The 18,023-nt window shown below is 65.9% G+C and carries 21 protein-coding genes and 1 tRNA gene; 4 read left to right on the forward strand and 18 right to left on the reverse strand.

The annotated features are described in order from the left end of the window. Position 1: 1 nt before the first annotated feature. The 6 genes from ACOGI7_RS11930 to ACOGI7_RS11955 form a co-directional block, all read right to left on the reverse strand. A complete protein-coding gene (locus ACOGI7_RS11930; RefSeq protein WP_419848983.1) occupies positions 2-1,384 on the reverse strand; it encodes a c-type cytochrome in 1,383 nt (460 codons plus the stop codon). After that, a complete protein-coding gene (locus ACOGI7_RS11935; RefSeq protein WP_419848984.1) occupies positions 1,384-2,256 on the reverse strand; it encodes a ubiquinol-cytochrome c reductase iron-sulfur subunit in 873 nt (290 codons plus the stop codon). Before ACOGI7_RS11935 ends, ACOGI7_RS11930 begins: the two co-directional genes overlap by 1 nt. A gap of 9 nt (positions 2,257-2,265) precedes the next feature. Continuing rightward, positions 2,266-3,051, reverse strand: coding sequence for a menaquinol-cytochrome c reductase cytochrome b subunit (locus ACOGI7_RS11940; protein ID WP_419848985.1), 786 nt, complete (start codon positions 3,049-3,051; stop codon positions 2,266-2,268). Between the two features lie 42 nt (positions 3,052-3,093). After that, the gene (gene extP / locus ACOGI7_RS11945; RefSeq protein ID WP_419848986.1) at positions 3,094-3,810 is read right to left on the reverse strand and encodes a selenite/tellurite reduction operon b-type cytochrome ExtP; all 717 of its coding nucleotides are present in this window, start codon (positions 3,808-3,810) and stop codon (positions 3,094-3,096) included. A 108-nt stretch (positions 3,811-3,918) separates the two neighbouring features. Then, positions 3,919-4,335: an NADH-quinone oxidoreductase subunit I gene (locus ACOGI7_RS11950; RefSeq protein ID WP_419848987.1), complete on the reverse strand. Its 417-nt coding sequence runs from the start codon at positions 4,333-4,335 to the stop codon at positions 3,919-3,921. Beyond that, on the reverse strand, positions 4,335-4,919 hold the full coding sequence (locus ACOGI7_RS11955; RefSeq protein ID WP_419848988.1) for a hypothetical protein: 585 nt from the start codon (positions 4,917-4,919) through the stop codon (positions 4,335-4,337). The genes ACOGI7_RS11950 and ACOGI7_RS11955 overlap by 1 nt, the downstream gene beginning before the upstream one ends. Positions 4,920-5,089: 170 nt before the next feature. Between ACOGI7_RS11955 and ACOGI7_RS11960 the strand changes: the two genes are divergently transcribed. Together ACOGI7_RS11960 and ACOGI7_RS11965 are read left to right on the forward strand one after the other, a co-directional pair. Continuing rightward, entirely contained in the window at positions 5,090-5,926 is an 837-nt protein-coding gene (locus ACOGI7_RS11960; RefSeq protein WP_419848989.1) for a c-type cytochrome, read from the forward strand. Positions 5,927-5,949: 23 nt separating this feature from the next. After that, positions 5,950-7,167: a geranylgeranyl reductase family protein gene (locus ACOGI7_RS11965; RefSeq protein ID WP_419851504.1), complete on the forward strand. Its 1,218-nt coding sequence runs from the start codon at positions 5,950-5,952 to the stop codon at positions 7,165-7,167. Positions 7,168-7,183: 16 nt separating this feature from the next. Here ACOGI7_RS11965 and hemL read toward each other — a convergent pair whose 3' ends face one another. From hemL to ACOGI7_RS12020, 11 genes are all read right to left on the reverse strand, one after another. After that, positions 7,184-8,437, reverse strand: coding sequence for a glutamate-1-semialdehyde 2,1-aminomutase (gene hemL, locus ACOGI7_RS11970; RefSeq protein WP_419848990.1), 1,254 nt, complete (start codon positions 8,435-8,437; stop codon positions 7,184-7,186). Between the two features lie 56 nt (positions 8,438-8,493). Continuing rightward, entirely contained in the window at positions 8,494-9,957 is a 1,464-nt protein-coding gene (cobA, locus tag ACOGI7_RS11975; protein ID WP_419848991.1) for a uroporphyrinogen-III C-methyltransferase, read from the reverse strand. Then, entirely contained in the window at positions 9,954-10,814 is an 861-nt protein-coding gene (gene hemC, locus ACOGI7_RS11980; RefSeq protein WP_419848992.1) for a hydroxymethylbilane synthase, read from the reverse strand. Before hemC ends, cobA begins: the two co-directional genes overlap by 4 nt. 10 nt (positions 10,815-10,824) lie before the next feature. Further along, positions 10,825-12,075 carry a glutamyl-tRNA reductase gene (locus ACOGI7_RS11985; protein WP_419848993.1) on the reverse strand — a complete coding sequence of 417 codons (1,251 nt, stop codon included), beginning with the start codon at positions 12,073-12,075 and terminating at the stop codon, positions 10,825-10,827. Positions 12,076-12,093: 18 nt separating this feature from the next. Then, positions 12,094-12,729, reverse strand: coding sequence for a precorrin-2 dehydrogenase/sirohydrochlorin ferrochelatase family protein (locus tag ACOGI7_RS11990; RefSeq protein WP_419848994.1), 636 nt, complete (start codon positions 12,727-12,729; stop codon positions 12,094-12,096). Positions 12,730-12,821: 92 nt separating this feature from the next. Then, the gene (locus tag ACOGI7_RS11995) at positions 12,822-13,685 is read right to left on the reverse strand and encodes an SAM hydrolase/SAM-dependent halogenase family protein (RefSeq protein ID WP_419848995.1); all 864 of its coding nucleotides are present in this window, start codon (positions 13,683-13,685) and stop codon (positions 12,822-12,824) included. 43 nt (positions 13,686-13,728) lie between these two features. After that, entirely contained in the window at positions 13,729-13,923 is a 195-nt protein-coding gene (locus ACOGI7_RS12000; protein ID WP_419848996.1) for a helix-turn-helix domain-containing protein, read from the reverse strand. A 114-nt stretch (positions 13,924-14,037) separates the two neighbouring features. Continuing rightward, positions 14,038-14,832 (reverse strand): pyrroline-5-carboxylate reductase, encoded by a 795-nt coding sequence (proC, locus tag ACOGI7_RS12005; protein WP_419848997.1) that lies wholly within the window; start codon positions 14,830-14,832, stop codon positions 14,038-14,040. Between the two features lie 152 nt (positions 14,833-14,984). Then, entirely contained in the window at positions 14,985-15,440 is a 456-nt protein-coding gene (locus ACOGI7_RS12010) for a YbjN domain-containing protein (protein ID WP_419851505.1), read from the reverse strand. Beyond that, a complete protein-coding gene (locus ACOGI7_RS12015) occupies positions 15,437-16,651 on the reverse strand; it encodes a glycosyltransferase (RefSeq protein ID WP_419848998.1) in 1,215 nt (404 codons plus the stop codon). The genes ACOGI7_RS12010 and ACOGI7_RS12015 overlap by 4 nt, the downstream gene beginning before the upstream one ends. Before the next feature lie 65 nt (positions 16,652-16,716). Further along, positions 16,717-16,953: a MoaD/ThiS family protein gene (locus tag ACOGI7_RS12020; protein WP_419848999.1), complete on the reverse strand. Its 237-nt coding sequence runs from the start codon at positions 16,951-16,953 to the stop codon at positions 16,717-16,719. Positions 16,954-17,088: 135 nt separating this feature from the next. Between ACOGI7_RS12020 and ACOGI7_RS12025 the strand changes: the two genes are divergently transcribed. Next, positions 17,089-17,685: a histidine phosphatase family protein gene (locus ACOGI7_RS12025; protein ID WP_419849000.1), complete on the forward strand. Its 597-nt coding sequence runs from the start codon at positions 17,089-17,091 to the stop codon at positions 17,683-17,685. On the opposite strand, the gene ACOGI7_RS12030 is transcribed toward ACOGI7_RS12025, so the two are convergent. After that, positions 17,682-17,861 carry a hypothetical protein gene (locus ACOGI7_RS12030; RefSeq protein WP_419849001.1) on the reverse strand — a complete coding sequence of 60 codons (180 nt, stop codon included), beginning with the start codon at positions 17,859-17,861 and terminating at the stop codon, positions 17,682-17,684. The genes ACOGI7_RS12025 and ACOGI7_RS12030 overlap by 4 nt on opposite strands. 52 nt (positions 17,862-17,913) lie before the next feature. Between ACOGI7_RS12030 and ACOGI7_RS12035 the strand changes: the two genes are divergently transcribed. Then, a tRNA-Lys gene (locus ACOGI7_RS12035) sits at positions 17,914-17,986 on the forward strand. The last annotated feature ends 37 nt before the right edge of the window (positions 17,987-18,023 follow it).

Consider the following 18,023-nt stretch of genomic DNA (forward strand, 5'->3'; position numbering starts at 1 on the left):
CTCACGACCCTTGCTCAGCTTCGGCCGCTGGCTGGTTGAAGCGTTCCGACCGCTCGTAAGCCACGATGTCGGCGATGTCCTCGTCGCTCAGCATGCCCGGTCGGTCGCTGCCGTCTTCCAAGATGCAGAAACCATGGATGGGACTGCGCTCACTGGAGTCCCTATCACCAACGCACTCCCCGAAAGCCGGCATCTGGCCCCCGCCGTCGCCCTGGCCGAAATTGCCGTAGCCCACCCCTTCTTGGGAACCGATGGTGACGAAGCCCTCATGACCCTCGGCGGTGTCGAACTGTCGAAGGGTGGCACCGTTGGTGAGGTTGGGCCCAAACGCCCCCCCTCCGGGAATGTATTCGGGAATCAAGTTGCCCAGCCGAGCAATCACTGCGGCTTCTTCCTCAGAATCCTTCAACAAAACCACCGGACCTGCACCCCGTTCTTCTTCGGGTCCAGTGAACCGCCACGAGTCCCGCGGCGTGTGACACCGGGCACAGCCGTAAACCCCGTTGTTGAACAACAGCTCTCCTCGGTCGGGTGATGCCAGATCGCGTATGTACTGCTCGCTGGTTTCCTGGAGCTTTTGTTCTACTGTGACGAGCGCCATCGCGGCTGTTTCGATAGCAGCCTCGTCCTCGCCTGCATATCTCGTCGCGACTTTAACCCCAATACGAGCCCGAATATGTCGCCACTTCAGATCCGGGTTGGCATCCAACACGTCATCGCGCACCTGGTCGATGAGGCCAGCCATCACTTCTTCTTTAACTTCCCCGGGGTCGAGCTGGATGCTTTGGATGTACTGGATCAGCTCGTCTACCTGCTGGGTGGTGAGCGGGCCGCCGCCGGGGGCGCCCCAGGCCTGCATGGGGGTGGGCGGGCGGCCGTAGTTGAGAATGTGGCGCACCTCTTCTTCGGAGAAGCGGTACAGCGTGGTGGTGAGCGCGGGAACCTCCCACTCGACAGCGGCAATGAAGTTGCCGCTGTCGTCAGTAATAGAAGTTGCCGTGGTGCCGCCCAGGCCACCGCCGCCGTGACAGCTTGCACATCGCTCCTCGAACTGCTCACCACCCCGGCTGGTGAACTGCCGACGGGAGTCCTCCAAGTACCCCTGTTGGCGTCCGGGCTCTCCCAGCCAATACAGGGGCAGGGCCACACCGATAATCACCAGGGTGACCAGGCCGCTGACCAAGGCCAAGTCGAGCTTGGAGGTTTCCAACTCCTCGTCGCTCAGATAGGGCTTGCGGTTGGGAGCCAGATCCACCTCTGAGCCCTTTTCCCTCCGGCCAGCCCACAACACGTTGTAGATGAGGTAGATGGCGAAGCCCACGATGGCGACCACGGCTATGGCCATGCCCAGATTGCGCTGGGTTGAGGCGGCAAACAGGTGCATCAGTGCGATGCTCCCCCAAGACAGCTCGGCCCTTCAGGCTCCTGGCCAGTGGTGTTCACCCCGATGGGCGGACCCTGGATAACGGTGCCGGTGCGAATGATGAACTCGCCTCGGGAATTCACCGACATGGCAAACCGGTCCATGCCCCGGGGGGCCGGTCCGCCCCGCTTCTCGCCCACCTGGTTGTAGCGGGATCCGTGACAGGGACACTCGAACCACTGCGAGGTCTCACACTGCGGTACCCGGCAGCCCAGGTGGGGGCATTTCTGGAACAGGGCCACCAGGCCCGCCTCCATACCGACCAGCTCGGGAGCGCTGTAGGTAGCTTGCGCCTTGGGCAGGGCCGCCGCGGGGAATTCCGTCACCCAGGCGCGGGCATTGGGCAGGTACAAGAAGCCGTTCTCGTCTCGAATCCTCTGCTTGATGTCGTCGATCAAGCCCTCGTTCACATCAGCGCCGAAGCCAGTGACGAACGGCGGCCACAGAAACGCCACGCAAGCCGCGCCGAAACCGGTAAGGCTGAAGCCCATCATGGCCACCGTGCTGCGGTTCAAGAACTGGCGGCGGCTCACCCCGACGGCGTCAGGATCGGGCGGGGTCCACTCCTCCACCGATGCATCGGCGGCCTCCACCAACTCGGTACCCGCGGTCTGCCGGGCCAGCACCGCAGCCCGCTCCACCTCTCGTCCGGTGGGGGTGTCGACTGCTCCGGCAGAATCGTCGATGTCTACCCGGCCCCGGTCCCGCCGGCGGGTCTCCCGAGTGAGTCGCCCTTCGGCCGCCATGGTCTCCCGGCGTCGGGCCGCGCCGATCAACACGATCACTGCGGCCACCACGATGATCGGTATGGCGATGGAGAGTGCGACACCCATAGTCAGTCCCTAAAGATCGAAGAAGAGGCCGACTTCCCACGGGAAGACGAAGTTGAATCCGGGGCCTCGGAAGAACGAGCCGATGAGCACCAGGATCGCCCAGAACATCAGGTGGATGGTCATGAGCGAGATGGCGAACTTGCGATCTTCGGGCTTCTTGTTGGGGTTGCGGTCGACGTAGGGGGCCAGGATCAGCAGGAACAGCGCGATTCCGGGGATGGTCACTCCCGCCACCATCGGGTGGAACATGGTGAGCAGCTCCTGGAGGCCGAGGAAATACCACGGGGCCTTCGAGGGGTTGGGCGTCTCGTTGAAGTTGGCCAGCTCCAGCAGCGGGGCGTTCACGAAGATGGAGAAGATCAGGGTGAAGGCGGTGAAGATCAGCGCGGCCACGAACTCCACCACCAGCAGGTGCGGCCACACGTGGACCTTGTCGGTGGGGGTGGCCTTGACGTCCTGGATGGAGCCCGACTTGACCACGGTGAGCAGCCGCTGGGTGCCCCCGCCGGGGCCGGTGGGCTCGGGCTGAGCCGGACCGGCGGGCATCGGCGCAGTGGCCACCGCGGCGGCCGCAGGAGCAGCACCGCCGGCCGCGGCCTGATCGCGGGCCGACTTCGACCGGTCGAGCAAGTGGTCGGGGATCTTGGGGCCGCCCGAGTCGCCCTCGCCGGCGGGTTCGGACGACGCCGCGCCAGAGGATTCGGGCGCGGCCTCGCCTCCGCCGCCCGTTTGGGCTTCGGCGCGCTCACGGGCCTCTTGGGCTCGCTTCAGGAGGTGTTCGGGGACTTCCGCCATGGGCTCTCGGATCGGGCCAGAAGCGTCGTTGCGACGTCGCTTCTAGAGCGGCCCGGAAATACCTCCGTCCTTTCTTACTCGCCAGAAGTGGATGGCCATGAATATGACGATCACAAAGGGCAGCATCAGCACGTGCAGCACATACCAGCGCAGCAGCGTGTCGGTGCCGATCTCCACGCTTCCGAGTAGCACGAAGCGCACTTGATCGCCGAATACCGGGGTGAACCCCATCATGTTGGTTCCCACCGTCACCGCCCACAGGGCCAGCTGGTCCCAGGGGAGCAGATAGCCGGTGAACGACAGCAGCAGGGTGAGGGTCAGCAAGATGACGCCGATGACCCAGTTGAACTCTCGTGGTGGCTTGTAGGCCCCGTGGTAGAAGACCCGGGCCATGTGCAAGAACACCGTGATGACCATGAGGTGGGCGGCCCATCGGTGCATGTTGCGCACCAGCAGCCCGAAGGCGACCGAGGTTTGGAGGACGTAGATGTCATCCCAGGCCTGCGTCGCGGTGGGCCGGTAGAAGAACATCAAGAAGATGCCGGTCACGGTGAGAAGAATGAACAAGAAGAAGCTGAGACCGCCCAAGCACAGGGTGTAGCTGACCTTCACCGCGTGGCGCTTCACCTTCACCGGGTGGAGGTGGTACAGCACGCTGTTCATGATCACGTAGCTGCGGTTCCTGGGGCTGTCGCTGTAGCCCTTGCGGAAGATCGACCCCGGGCGGAAGATGGACGACCAGGCCTGCGAACCCTGCATGTCGCTCATCATTTGGCTCGCGGCCTGCTTGGCTCGCTCGCTTGCCGGTGGTCTGGGCTGCTTTGCCACGTTGCTCCTGAGTCCTCTTATCCGTTCCGGGCCTAAGTTCTAGGTCAACCGCATGCCGTAGCCGTAGCCGTAGCTGGTCATTCGCTGATGGGGATCGCCATCGCCTCCGGGGTCGCCCAGTCGGCCCAGGGTGATCACCCCCGTGGGGCACCGGTCCACGCACAAGGCGCAGCGGGTGCAGGCGTCCTCGTCGATGGTGAAGATCACATGGTCGCTGGGGTCGACGCCGGGCTGCTCGGCACCCACCGCCACGTCGACCGCCTCGGGAGTGACCATGTGGATGCACTTCCACGGGCAGATGTCCACGCATCCCTCGCACATGATGCACTCGGACTGATCGATGTGGATGAACTGCTTGGGCTTGACCTTGCTCTGGAGGTAGTCGTTGTCCACCTCGACCAGCACGTAGTCGTCGCGGAACTCCGGCATGGGGGGGTTGGCATCACTGCTGGCCATCAGCTTGTCGCCCCCTCTCTCACGATCGGTCGCCCATACTCGGACTTCTCCACCTCGACCGGAGCGGTCTTGCCCCGGTTCTGCCACACCATCCAGCCGGCAATGTTCCCGGCCAACGCCAAACCGTAGATCAACACCGCCACCACATCGCGCAATATCAGGTAGGGCAGGTCGAAGGGCAGAGCCCAGGAGATGATGCCCTGATTGCCCACGTAGTAGCCCTCAATCAAGCGGTCTTTGCGCCAGCCCAATTCGCTGTCGGCGTACACCAGCCACTGGTGGGGCACCACGCCATAGATCCAGAACAGCAGGAAGAAGACCAACGCGGCGCCAAACATGGCCTCGCCCCAGGTGTGGTACTTGCCCACCGGGCGGCGACGGGCGTACTCCAGGAAGGCAACGATGCCCAACACGCTGACCACCAAGGAGGCGGTGAGAGCCACATTGAAGTAAGGCGCGCCCAAGCCTTCGTCGTACTGGTGGACGGCGATGAAGGCCCACAGCGCCAAGTAGAGGACGAAGCATCCTCCGAGGGCCATGTAGAACTTGGTGACGGCGATGTCTATGGGCCTCTGCGCGGCCACGATCCTCCCCTCGTGGGTGCGGTCGCGATTGATAGTAGTAGCCCCACCCTGCACTTCTACACATCAAAGTGACCGCTCCTCACCCCCCGTTTTGGCCGACCAAAGCCACTGCGAGCAATGGTTAGGCCGCTAGCGTCAGGCGGGCCTAATGTGGCACGGGGCTGGCTGAGGTGCCGGCTGGGAGTCATACCGGAGGAGCGTTGGTAGAAGTACCCGAGCATCTGCTGAAACGATCGGCAGATCGTCGCCGGGATCTCGGCGCGACCACGGGCGATGAACCGGCGGCAGAGGTACCGCCATCGGAGACCAGCGCCGCTCCCGCGGTGGCTCAAACCGAGGTGCCGGCGGCCGCGGCGGGACCTTCTTTGCCCGAGCTTCCCGATCTGGAACCGGAGCCCGAGCCCCAACCCGAACCGGTCAAGCCGTGGGTTCAAGCCGCACTCGCCCGCAAGAAGATCCCAGTGTGGGCCGTGCCCGTGCTCATCTTCCTGCCGTTCTGGGCCATCATCTTCGCCGGCACACTGGAGTCCCCGCCGCGGGACAGCGAGATCATCGCTCTGGGCCGGGAGGTCTACGAGGGCGACGGCGGCTGCTCCGGCTGTCACGGCGCCGAGGGCGGCGGCGGAGTCGGCCCGGCGTTAAGCGACGGTGAGGTTATTGAAGGATTCAATGACTGGAAGGACCATGTCATCTGGATCGTCAACGGCTCGCCCCCAGAAGCAGGGGGGGTCTACAACGACGCGGGGGACGAGTCCGAAGGGGGCATGCCCTCCTTTGGGGAAGATTTGAGCGCCCGGGAGATCTTGGCGGTGGTCTACTTTGAGCGGGTCGAGATTGGTGGCGCCGAGGAACTCGGGGATGAAGAAGAGTTGGCCGGCTTGCACGAGCTTGAAGAGCTCTTCGAAGCTGAAGAAGTCATCACCGAGGATTTGGAGTTTGAAATCGGGGGGACCTTCGGCAGCACGTTGGACGGCTTCCTGGAAGAGGCCGGGATCGGAGCAAGCTGAGCTCGCGCCGTGACCTGCTGGTCATCGGCGGCGGTCCCGCGGGGGCAGCCACCGCCTACTGGGCGGCCCGCCACGGCCTCGACGTGGTGGTGGTTGAGCGCAAGGAGTTTCCCCGCGACAAGACCTGCGGTGACGGGCTGACCCCTCGGGCGGTCAAATCTCTGTGCGACATGGGCTTGGGCGACGAGCTCACCCGCTACCACCGCTACGGGGGCCTGCGGGCCGTGGCCCACAAGCGCACCATGGAGCTAGCCTGGCCCCAGCACCCGGTGTTTCCCGACTACGGCTATGTGGTGCGACGGCGGGAACTCGACCAGATGGTGGCCGACCACGCGGTGGCCGCCGGGGCCGAGATGCTGCTGGGCACTGAGGCCACCCAGCCGGTCCTGGTCAACGGGCTGCTGGACGGGGCTGAGGTAGTGAACAAGTCCACCGGCCGCGCCTGCCAAATCCAAGCCCGCTATGTGGCAGTGGCTGACGGGGCCAACTCCCGGTTCGGCCGGGCTCTGGGAACAGCCCGAGACCGGGCATACCCCCAGGGCATGGCCATCCGCACCTATTTCGAGAGTCCGCTGCACGACACGCCGTGGATCGAGAGCGCGCTGGACATGAGGGACCGCAACGGGAACTCGCTGCCCGGCTACGGCTGGATCTTCCCGCTGGGCAACGGTTGCGTGAACGTGGGCGTCGGGCTGTTGTCCACCTTCCGTGACTACACCTCGGTGAACACCTCTCATTTGATGCGGGAGTTTGCGGCCACCCTGCCCGGCTATTGGGAGATCGATCCCGACCGGCCGCTCATGGAGCCAGTGGGAGGGCGCCTGCCCATGGCCGGGTCGGTCAACCCAAAGGTGGGGCCGAACTATCTGGTGGTGGGGGACGCGGCCGGCTCGGTGAATCCGTTCAACGGCGAGGGCATCGACTACTCCTACGAGACCGGGAAGATGGCCGCCGACCTGGTGGCCGAAGCCATCGCTACCGGCGACGGCGGGGTGATCTGGCAGTACCCGAAGCTGCTGGAGGAGAACTACGGGGCTTATTTCCGGGTGGCCCGGATATTCGCCCGGCTGATCGGAAAGCCCGCGCTGCTGCGGGAACTCACCCGTATCGGCATGCAGTCTCGCCCCGCCATGGAGTGGGCCCTGCGGATCATGGCCAATCTCATGGACCCCGACGACCCCGGGCCGGCCGAGTACATCTACAAGGCGGCCGCCCGGGCCACCATGGCCGCGTCGCCCTAAAGACTGGCCCGTCCGCTTACCGCCCCACCGCGGCAGCGAACGCCTCCACCGTGGTGTCGATGTGGTCGTCGGTGTGGGCCAAGCTGGGGAACAGAGCCTCGTAGGGCCCGGGGGCGAATGCCACCCCGGCGTCGAGGAGGGCGTGGAACACCCGGGGATAGACGCTGTTTTCGGCAGCGGCCTTGGCTTGGTCGAACTCGGAGGGCGCGTCGGCGCAGAAGAACACCCCGAGCAACGACCCCACCCGGGGCACGGTGCAGGCAGCTCCCGCCGCGGTGGCCGCCGCGCTCATGCCGTCGGCTAATCGGGCCGCGGTGTCGGTGAGGGTGCGGTAGGCGTCGGGGGTGAGCTGCTTCAGGGTGGCCAAACCGGCCGCGGTGGCCAAGGGATTGCCCGACAGGGTTCCGGCTTGGTACACGCCGCCCAGCGGAGCGAGGTACTCCATGAGATCGGCTCGCCCGCCGAACACGCCGATGGGCAAGCCGCCGCCCACCACCTTGCCGAAACACCACAGGTCGGGGGCCACCCCGAACCACTCGGTGGCTCCGCCGGGGGCCAACCGGAAGCCGGTGATGACCTCGTCGAACACCAGCAGGGCACCGGCCCGGTCGCAGGCGGCTCTCAGCCCTTCCAGGAAGCCGGGAACCGGGGCCACCACCCCCATGTTGGCTGCCACCGGCTCCACCACCACCGCAGCCACCTTGTCGTCCACCGCGGGAACCTGGTTGTAGGGGGCCACCACGGTGTCGGCCACCGCTCCGGGGGTGACGCCAGCCGAATCGGCCAGCCCTTGATTGGCCACCCCGCTGCCCCCGGCGGCCAGCAAAGCGTCGCTGTGACCGTGGTAGCAGCCGGCGAACTTGATGATCTTGGTGCGACCGGTGGCCCCCCGAGCCAACCGGATGGCGGCCATGGCCGCCTCAGTGCCGCTGGAAGTGAGCCGGGTCCAAGCCATTCCCGGCACCCGGTCGCACAGCAACTCGGCCAGCAGCACCTCGCGCTCGGTGGGCGCCCCGTAGCTGGTGCCATCCGCGGCGGCCTTGGCCACCGCTTCGGTCACTGCGGGATGAGCATGGCCCAATATGCCGGGTCCATAGCTCTGCACGTAGTCGATGTAGCGGCGACCCTCCACATCCCACACGTAGGGCCCCTCGGCCCGAGCCACGAAGTACGGGGTTCCGCCCACCGAACGGAACGAGCGCACCGGCGAGTTGACCCCGCCGGGAATCACCCGTTGCGCCCGCTCGAACAACCCCCGATTGGTGACCATGCCCGCGATCCTAGGGTTTGAGTTCTTCCATTTCGGCAGCGGGAACCCGGTGGGTCTCAGCGGGCGAAGAAGGCTTCGAGGGCGGCGATCAGGCCGTCGACGGTGTGCTCGGCGGCTTCCACTGTCACCTTCAGCCCTCGGTTGCGGGCGGTGGCCGTAGTGATGGGGCCGATGGTGGCCACCACTTCGGGCACCGCGTCGGCGCCGTAGGCGTCCACGAAATTGGTGACAGTGGACGACGATGTGAAGGTGATGACCTCGGCATCGGCCAGCAGGGCCGCCGCGTCGGGATCGGGTGCCGGTGCCACAGTTCGGTAGGCGGGAACCACGTCCACATCCCAGCCCGCGGCGGCCAGACCATCGGGCAGCACGTCGCGGGCGGTTTCGGCCCGGGGGATGAGCACTCGTCCCGGCCCGCCGGGCCCAACCTCTTCAGACAGAGCCTCTAGGAGGGCCTCGGCCACGTACTGGTCGGGGACGAGGTCGGCAACCACGTTGCGCTCGGCCAGCGCCGCGGCGGTGCCCGGGCCGATGGCGGCCACCCGCACTCCCCCCAGGCTGCGGGCATCCCGCATGTGCTCGAAGAACTGGCCCACCCCGGTGGGCGAGGTGAGCACCACCCAGTCGTAGTGGCCGACCTCGGCCGCGGCCCGAGCGAGGCGGTCGACGTCCTCGGGGGGCTCAAAGGCGATGGCCGGCAGTTCGATGGCCTCTGCCCCCCGTTGCCGAAGATCAGCGGCCAGCGCGGCGGCTTGAGGCCGCGCCCGGGTCACGACGATGCGGCGGCCGAACAGGGGTCGATTCTCGTACCAGGCCAGATCGGAGGCCGCCACCTCGCCGATGACGATGGTGGCCGGCGGTTGGGGATCGAGGTCGGCCAGGGTGGCCAGGGTGGCCCGCAGCGTGCGCTGGTTGGGGCGGGTGCCCCACTGCACCGCAGCCGCCGGGGTGTCGGGATCCATGCCCCCTGCGATGATCCGATCGCAGATGGCGCGGCAGCGGGCCGCGCCCATGAGCACCACCACCGTTCCCCCTAGGGCGGCAACCGCCTCCCAGTTGACCGACCCCTCCCCCTTTGCCGGGTCCTCGTGGCCGGTAACCACGGTGAAGGAGGTGGAGGAATACCGCATGGTCACAGGAATCCCGGCATAGGCGGGAACGGCCACCGCCGAGGTGATCCCGGGTACGACCTCGAAGGCGACGCCGGCGGCGGCCAGCGCGGCGGCCTCCTCACCGCCGCGGGCGAACACGAAAGGGTCGCCTCCTTTGAGCCGCACCACCTGCTGCCCAGCCTGGCCCCGAGCCACCAGCAAGGCGTTGATGTCCTCTTGGGAGGTGCGGGGCCCGCCGGGTTGTTTGCCCACCGAGATGCGCTCGGCCTCCGCCGGAGCCAAGTCGAGCAAGGTAGCCACCGAGAGCCGGTCATAGACCACCACATCGGCAGTGGCCAGCACCTCTGCCCCTCGCAGGGTCAAGAGCGCGGGATCCCCCGGCCCTGCACCAACCAGATAAACGGTCACCAGGCCACCGTATCGAGCAACTGGCGGGCCAAGCGCTGCCCCAAGGCCTCCCCGTCTTCTCCTTCGCCCACCGCGGTGTGGCACCGGCCGTCGGGACCGTCGGCCAGCACCGCTCGCATGGCCAGCGTGGAACCCTGGATGTGGGCGTGGGCGCCGGCAGGCAGCGTGCAGTCGCCGCCCAGGGTAGCCAAGAAGGCCCGCTCGGCATCGACCACCCGACGGGTGGTGGAATCTTCAATGGCGGCCAGCAAGGCGCGGACTTTGTGGTCGTCTTCTCGGCACTCCACCGCCAGGGCGCCTTGGCCCACTTGGGGCACCATGGTCTCGCAGTCCAGTACGTCGACCACCGGCGGGTGCTCGCCCAGGCGTTCCAGTGCAGCCTGGGCAATCACCACCGCGTCGTAGTGGGCGGCTTTGGCCAGCCGGGTGCCGATGTTGCCCCGCAGTTCGGCGAATCGCAGATCGGGACGGATCTCCCGCAGCTGGACTCGGCGGCGAGCTGAACCGGTGGCCACCAATGCGCCTTCGGGCAGATCGGCCAAGCGGCAGCCGACCAGCGCGTCTCGGGGATCGGCCCGGAGGGGCACCGCGGCAATCACCAGCCCGTCGGGGGTGGCTGCCGGCAGATCCTTGGCCGAGTGGACGGCTATGTCGGCTCGGCCGTCGAGCACTGCGGCTTGAACTTCTTTGACGAAAACTCCTTTGCCGCCGATGGCCGAAATGGGCTCGTCGGCCAACTGGTCGCCGGCGGTGGTGACCAGAATCGGCTGGACCGAGGCGGCGCTTCCCAGCAGTTCGGCGATGTGAGCGGTCTGCCAGCGGGCCAAGGCGCTCCCCCGGGTGGCGGCGCGCAACATGAGGGAAAGCTTAGAGATCGAAGAGGTCCCGGAGTGCTTCGGCCAGGCGGTCGCCGCGCGGCGATCCGGCGGCGTCTTTCAGCCTCACGGTGGGCTCATGCAGGAGCTTGCCCACCAGACCCCGAGTGGCCGCTTCCACCGCTTCTCGCTCGGCCGGGGACAGCCCACCCGCATGGCGGTCCAGCTCCTCTTTGCGCAGAATCTCCGCCCGAGTCCGGAATGCGGCGATCAAAGGGGCCGCTTCGCGGGCCGAGCTGTGGTCCAGATAGCGGTTCAGTTCGTCGTCGATGATGCCCCGCACCCGGTCCAACTCGGCGCGGCGCTCTCGCAGTCCCCGATCAGCGAAGGCCCGCAGATCATCCATGTCCAGCAGGGTCACCCCGTCCAGATCGCCCGCCGCGGGATCCACATCGCGGGGCACCGCGACGTCCACTATCAAAAGCGGGCGGTGGGCCCGTTCAGCCATGATCTCGGCCACGTCGCAATGCTCCAGAATCATCGACGATGCACCGGTGGATGTGAGCAGGACGTCCACTACCGCCAACTCGGCGGACATCTCGTGGAGGCCCACTGCACGACCTCCGATCCGCTGTGCCAATTCCTCGGCCCGACCGGTGGTGCGATTGGCCACCACAACTTCGGCCGCCTCGCTCTTGGCCAGGCTGGCAGCCATGCCTTCACCCATGTCCCCGGCCCCCAGCACCATCAGCCGGCGGCCGGCCAAACCGCCTAGCCGCTCGGTGGCCAAGGCCACCGCCGCCTGGGAGACCGAGGTGATATGACGGGATATGCCGGTCTCGGTACGGGCTCGCTTGCCCACCTCGGCGGCGTGCCGGAAGAGGTTGTTCAGCGACGAGCCGCTGGTGCCCTCCAACCGCGCGGTTTCCCATGCGCTCTTGACCTGCCCTTGGATCTCATTCTCTCCGAGCACGGCTGAGTCCAAGCCGCAGGCCACCGAGAAAAGGTGCGACACGGCGTCGGCCTCATAGTGGGCATAGAGCGCATCGCTGAACTGCTCGGGGGGCACATGGGCGGTCTCGGAGAGGAAATCCCGCGCATTCTGGAAGGCTCCGTGGAAGGTCTCGGCAAAGACGTAAACCTCGATGCGATTACAAGTGGACAGCACGACCGCCTCGGAAACATGCTCTCGACCGATCAGGTCGGCCAGTGCCTTGGGCAGGGAGGACTCATCGATGGTCATCTGCTCGAGAAGGCCGAGCGGTGCCGAGCGGTGGTTGAGGCCTATCGCCAGTACAGACACGTTTTGCCAGACTCTCGCCTACATCAGGGTGTTGTCGACCAAGTGGTCGATCTTTGCTTGCGCTTGTCCGGTTTCGCCGGAGCGGATCAACTCCAGCATCCCCGAATCCATTACATCTTGCCAAGCCAGACCCTCGGTGTGCACCCCCGCCGACTGAATACGCTCCCGCGCCTCGCTGAGCAGGCATAACAGGGTCTCGTATTCGGGGCCGATCTCGTCTTGCAGGCGCTGGCGGAGCCAGCGTGACAACGCCGGACTGTGCCCTCCCGTCGAGCAGGTCACCAGCAGCGATCCTCGGCGCAATCTGCTGGGAAGGGTGAACGAGCAGTGATCGGGATCGTCCGCGCTGTTTACCCACACTCCGGCCGCCTCGCCATCGCGGTAGACCTCGGCATTGACCTCGGCATGTCCGGTGGCCACCACTACCAGTCGGTAGCCCTCGACGTCGCCCGAGCGGTAGGGGCGGCGATCGACGGTGACGCCGGGTCGGGCCTCCAATTCAGGAATCACGTCGGGGGCGACCACGTCTACCTGCGCTCCGGCTTCCAGCAGTCCATCGGCCTTGTTCAACGCCACCTGCCCTCCTCCCACAACCAGGCAGCGATGGCCGAGAACCCGAAGGTTCACCGGGTAGAGGATCTCATCGATGGGCATGGCCGACTACCGAGCGAGCACGAACAATTGAATAGCCGCCGCGATGAGGATGGCCAACAACAAGATGGCGATGGCGATGGTTGTTCCGGGTCTCATGCCAGTTCATCCGATCGTTTGGGTTGCAGTTGGACCGGGATGGCCGGAGCGGGTCCGCCGGATTCAACGGTGATGGAGTCTCCCTCCACACAGCTCAACTCCAGAGCAGCTGATCCCCGGTTGACGGCGACGGCCACCAGGCCGTACGAGTCTACCAGCACCCCCAATTCGCCACTCCCCAGGTCGCTGAAGCTGTTGACCCGCCGGGCGTTGCGACCGATGTCGCCGGCAGTGAGCCGCAGGGTGGCCCCCAAAGGATCCATCTCGGCGGGGTCCAGGTTGAGCTGCAAGTTGCCAAACCGGTCGATCCACAGCACTTCGGAATGAATGGTCTCGCCGTCAGTCCGGCTGACCGGCACCACGCCAGGAGTAAGGGAATGCACCGGGATCGGAGTCCCCAGTTCACTGAGGTCGGTGCCCAAACACAGATGGGCCGCCGCGGGGGCGAACACATCGCGGCCGGCGAACGTCGGGCCGGCAGAAGGCAGGTGATAGTGCTCGGCGGTGAGTTCGACTGCTTGAGTGGCGCCGCCGACCATGGCCACGGCCGGGGCCAGCAGACCGTTGTCGGGCCCGACCAGCACCGAGGTGCCATCGCCCACTTCCACCGCCACCGCTCGGCGATCACTGCCCACCCCAGGGTCGACCACCGCCAGCACAACGCCGGGCACCAGGTACTGGGCGCTGCGGGCGAGAGCCAGGCCCCCTGCCCTGACATCGTGCGGGGCAACGTCGTGGGTGATGTCCACCACGACAACCTCGGGAGCGATCGAGCGGATGACCGACTTCACCACCCCGACGAACTCATCGCTCAACCCGTAATCAGACAGGAACGAGATGGTGTCGTACCGCAACGTCATCGCTTGGCCAACGCTTTGTTGGAGCCAAGAGGGAGTGGCAGTGTCAGCCTGCCTGGGTATAGCGACTGGCCAAGTAGCGGTCGACGTCGCCCTCGTGCAATCGGTACGACTTGCCGATCCTCACAGCAGGAAGGTCTCGGGCCTTGATCAGCCGATAGACCGTCATCGTTGAGACTCTCATGAGGGCGGCAACCTCCGCCACGGTCATGAGTTTTTCCCGCCCTTCTGGCTTTGCCATGCCAACACACCCCTGACTCCGCTGTGCGTCGCTCACCTTATGCGGCACTGCTAGCTGCGTGCCACCCCGCTTGGACATGAGCAGGAAATGCCTGCGTAACCCCCGTTTGTTTTCTCAGCTACCACCCAGTTCGCGACTGCGCTGGGTGGCTGCGGCCACGGCGGCGATGAACGCAGAGGTCGCCCCGCGGGCTTCCAACTCGGCGATACCCCGAGCGGTGGTGCCCCCCGGTGAGGTAACCGCAGCCCGCAGGTCGGCGGGGGGCTCTCCCGACTCGACCAACAGCCGGGCCGCTCCCAAAAGGGTCTGGCGGGTGAGGGCATCGGCCATGTCGGGGGAAAGACCGACCTCTTCTCCGGCGGCCATCAAAGTCTCCGCCAGCCAGAACACATACGCAGGCCCCGAACCGGACAGCCCGGTGACCGCGTCGAGCATCGGCTCTTCGCACACCACGACCGTGCCCACCGCTTCGAGTATGCCGCTGGCCCACTCAAGATCATCATCGGTGGCATGACGGCCCGCAGCAATGGCCGCCGCTCCGGCACCCACCAGCGCGGGGGTGTTGGGCATGGCCCGGATCACTCGAGCACCGTGACCGAGAGATGCTTCAAGGGCCGCGGTAGTCACACCGGCCGCGATGCTGAGCACTCGGCCCACTCCAGCCGCCTTGAGGCTGCTCGCAGCGGAGGCGGCATCGTCGGGTTTGACCGCGAGAACAGCATCAGCCTGTTCGAGGGTCTGGTTGGTTACCGCCACGCCGCTGAAGCGGTCGGCCAATTCTGCTCGTCGTTCAGAAATCTTTTCTACGACGGCCAGGTCGCCCGGCTGAGCCCATCCGCCGGCCAGCAAGCCGCCGAGCAAGGCCTCGCCCATGCGGCCCCCGCCGATGAGTTGCAGTCGAAGTGCCACCTCACTGCTATAGCAGGCCGGAGCCCTTCTCATCGGGCAAAAACTCCGGCCGGTGGGGAGGACTTCCCCGATCACCCCCACCGACCAGGAGCGCTACACGGAGAACTTATGCCTTACTTACATTGAAATCAACTAAAATTAGTGGAAAAGTGCTAATTCTTGAACCGGGTCTGGTAGCCAATGCGCATGCAGGGGCGGAACCACCGCTCTGAGTAGGCATAGAACGAGCCCAAGAGCCGGTCGATCTCTGTTTCCGTCACTGTGTGGGCCGGTAGTTCGGCAACCAAGAACACGGCATCCTCCACGCCGATGGCAAAGCGCAACCCGGTCAGCTCGCGGTTGCGGCGCAGCAGGTATTCGTACAGCCGCCCCTCGTTCTCCTCCGGTGCGGGCATGAAGTGGCACTCGCAGTGCAGCTGACGCTGGCCGAGCGTAAACCACACGGTCGAAACCGTCTTCTCCTCTCCTGTCATTCGCACATACCACCGGCGCTGGCCGGGTTCGCCTCGGTCCACGGTGAGCACGGTCGGGTTGGTTCGGAGCTGGTCGTCCAACCAGGCATCGATGTCTGATTCCAACGCGGCCAGTTCCTCGGCCCGCAGAATCATGTGCAATCGACAGGCACGCGAGACTGGGCCCTGCGATAGGTGGCTCGCAGAGAACGAGCCATGGCCGCCCAGGAAAACGATCGAGCCCAATCGGCCGCATCCATGGCCATTGCAGCAGCAAGCAGCGGATTGTCGATTAACGCCGTCGCCTGGGCAGCGAATGCCTCAGGAGTGGCCTCGTCCACCAGGAATCCGGTGCGGCCGTGGTCCACTACCGAGCGCAAGCCTCCCACCGGAGCGGCAACCACCGGGGTCCCGCTGGCCGCAGCCTCGAGGGCCACCAACCCGAAGGACTCGCTGCGACTGGGAACCAGGACAACGTCCGCAGCCCGATAGTAGGTGGACAGCCAGTGGTGGGGACGGGGTGGAACCAGCGTCACCCGACCTCCCAAGCCCAGCGCCTGGATGCGATCTCGCAGACGCCGATATTCGACTTCACCCTCGATGCCGCTGGGTCCGCCGACCACCAGCAGGCGAGCATCCTCTCGCTCCAAGAGGGCCAACGTCTCCACCGCCACCAGGGGTCGCTTCAGCGGCTGGATCCGGCCCACAAACAGCAGAACCGGTCCGCCGCCCAAGCCGAGGGCGGCACGGGCGCCTTCCCGATCACCGGGAGAGAACAGCGCATGCTCTACTCCCGGCGGGGCTAGCTCAATCCGCTCCAGCGGGGCATCGTAGAATCTCTGAAGCTGCTGGGCCTCCGGCTCGCAGGAAGCGATGACCATGTCGGCACAGCCGATCACCTCGGTCTCTGCCTGGGCCCGCTGCTCCGACTCAGGGTCGCCGGTGGCCGCCTTCACCCGGGCCAGCGTGTGGAAGGTCACGGCCAGCGGCACCCCCACCGCATGCTTGACTCGGTGACCAGCAAGGCCGGACAGCCAGTAGTTGGCGTGGATCACATCGGGTTGCCCGTTTCGGCGGAAGTCAGCCAACACGCCGGCGGCGAACTCGTCCACCACCCCGAAGAGGTCCTCCTTGCCCAAATCCACGGGACCGGCGTCAATATGGACCACGGTCACCCCTGGCTCAATGGCGACTTCTTCGGGCAGCCCGTTCTGGGCGCGGCGCACATACACCCGACATTCGCTGCCCGCGTGGGCCAACGCCGCGGCCATCTCCCGTACGTAGACGTTCATTCCGCCGCTGTCGCCCACGCCCGGCTGCGTCAGCGGAGACGTGTGCAGCGACAAGATGGCCACGCTCTGGGTCATGGCCCCACGCTCCGGTTCGAGGCGAAATTGCCCAGCAAGCAAAGAACTGGCATGGCCAATAGAGGCTACCCGCCGGAGACGGGGGGCAACACAGCCACCTCGTCGCCGTCGGCTACCGGCTCAGATCCGGTGACCGGCTCTCCATTGAGCCATACCCGGCAGATCTGAAGCTGCTCGGCGAACGCCGCGCCGTAGCGATCCACCGCAGCGGCGAGCACTTGGTCCACGGTGGCACCGGGGACTTCGTCTCGTCCGATGCCGGCCGCCTCCCTGACGTGTGCGAACAGGCGCAGCGTGGCCATGGGCGAAAGTGTACGGGAATCCTGGGGTACAGCCACGGTCGGCAGAGCACCGGCCATTACCTTCCTGAGCTCGGTACAAGAGGCCCTCAAGCTGCTGCCACAGTCAGAGTGGGAGCAGCCATTACCGTGAACGCCGTGGCTCGTCTGCTGCTGATCCGACACGGGCAGTCGGAATGGAACGCGTTGCGGCGCTGGCAAGGCCAGGCTGATCCCCCGCTGTCGGAGCTGGGTCGCCAGCAGGCGGCTGCGGCGGCGACCCGCCTCGAGCCGATCGACGTGGTGGCGACCTCCACCTTGCAGCGATCCCGGGTCAGCGCGGAGATCATCTCCGAGATCATGGGCTGCGATCCGCCGATCCCGGTACCTGAGCTGATCGAGCGGGATGTGAGGGAGTTCTCAGGCTTGACGCGAGAGCAGATCGAGGAGCAGTTCCCTGGATTTCTGGAAGACGGTCGCCGGCCAGCGGGCTGGGAGCAAGACGATGCCCTGCTTGACCGGGTCTTAGCCGGCCTCAAGCGGCTGGCTGCTCTGGTGGGCAACCGGACCGCGGTGGTGGTCACCCACGGTGGGGTGATCTACTCGCTGGAAGACTATTTGGGCTGCCAGCCGGGGCGGGTCACCAACATGAGTGGCCGGTGGGTGACCTTGGCCAATGGCCAGATGGTGCCCGGTGAGCGAGTCCACCCCCTTGATGGAGTGGATATTCAGATCCCCCCGGCTGACCTGCTCTAGCTGCGTATCAGCTCTGCGCAGCGCTGGAGCACGGGGCGCTGATCGATGCTGCCGTCAGCCTCGGCTGCTTGAATCCGAAGGCGCAAGGCATCAAGGTCGTCGAGTTCGGCGAGCACCGACTCCACATCGATCAGCTCGCTCTCCACGTCGCCCAGCAGGCCTTCCCAAGTTTCCACCGCGGCGAATATTACCGACCACGCCAAAGGGACTGGGCGATACAGTGACGGCGGGCCGCTAGCTCATCAGGTAGAGCAGGAGACTTTTAATCTCAAGGTGCTGGGTTCGAGTCCCAGGCGGCCTACAAGACTCACATCGATCTTCCTACTACGCTGAGGGGC

Source organism: Candidatus Poriferisocius sp. (assembly GCF_965204145.1).
Lineage (GTDB): Bacteria > Actinomycetota > Acidimicrobiia > Acidimicrobiales > Bin134 > Poriferisocius.

What these genes read in the sequence shown, in the direction of transcription:
- extP (WP_419848986.1), bottom strand. Translation starts at nt 3,810, where the DNA reads ATGCAGGGTTCGCAGGCCTGGTCGTCCATCTTCCGCCCGGGGTCGATC.
- ACOGI7_RS11940 (WP_419848985.1), bottom strand. Translation starts at nt 3,051, where the DNA reads ATGGCGGAAGTCCCCGAACACCTCCTGAAGCGAGCCCAAGAGGCCCGT.
- ACOGI7_RS11950 (WP_419848987.1), bottom strand. Translation starts at nt 4,335, where the DNA reads ATGGCCAGCAGTGATGCCAACCCCCCCATGCCGGAGTTCCGCGACGAC.
- ACOGI7_RS11990 (WP_419848994.1), bottom strand. Translation starts at nt 12,729, where the DNA reads ATGCCCATCGATGAGATCCTCTACCCGGTGAACCTTCGGGTTCTCGGC.
- ACOGI7_RS11935 (WP_419848984.1), bottom strand. Translation starts at nt 2,256, where the DNA reads ATGGGTGTCGCACTCTCCATCGCCATACCGATCATCGTGGTGGCCGCA.
- hemC (WP_419848992.1), bottom strand. Translation starts at nt 10,814, where the DNA reads ATGTTGCGCGCCGCCACCCGGGGGAGCGCCTTGGCCCGCTGGCAGACC.
- ACOGI7_RS11995 (WP_419848995.1), bottom strand. Translation starts at nt 13,685, where the DNA reads ATGACGTTGCGGTACGACACCATCTCGTTCCTGTCTGATTACGGGTTG.
- ACOGI7_RS12020 (WP_419848999.1), bottom strand. Translation starts at nt 16,953, where the DNA reads ATGGCCACGCTGCGCCTGTTCGCACACGTCAGGGAGGCGGCCGGCATC.
- hemL (WP_419848990.1), bottom strand. Translation starts at nt 8,437, where the DNA reads ATGGTCACCAATCGGGGGTTGTTCGAGCGGGCGCAACGGGTGATTCCC.
- ACOGI7_RS11930 (WP_419848983.1), bottom strand. Translation starts at nt 1,384, where the DNA reads ATGCACCTGTTTGCCGCCTCAACCCAGCGCAATCTGGGCATGGCCATA.
- ACOGI7_RS12015 (WP_419848998.1), bottom strand. Translation starts at nt 16,651, where the DNA reads ATGACCCAGAGCGTGGCCATCTTGTCGCTGCACACGTCTCCGCTGACG.
- ACOGI7_RS12010 (WP_419851505.1), bottom strand. Translation starts at nt 15,440, where the DNA reads ATGATTCTGCGGGCCGAGGAACTGGCCGCGTTGGAATCAGACATCGAT.
- ACOGI7_RS12000 (WP_419848996.1), bottom strand. Translation starts at nt 13,923, where the DNA reads ATGGCAAAGCCAGAAGGGCGGGAAAAACTCATGACCGTGGCGGAGGTT.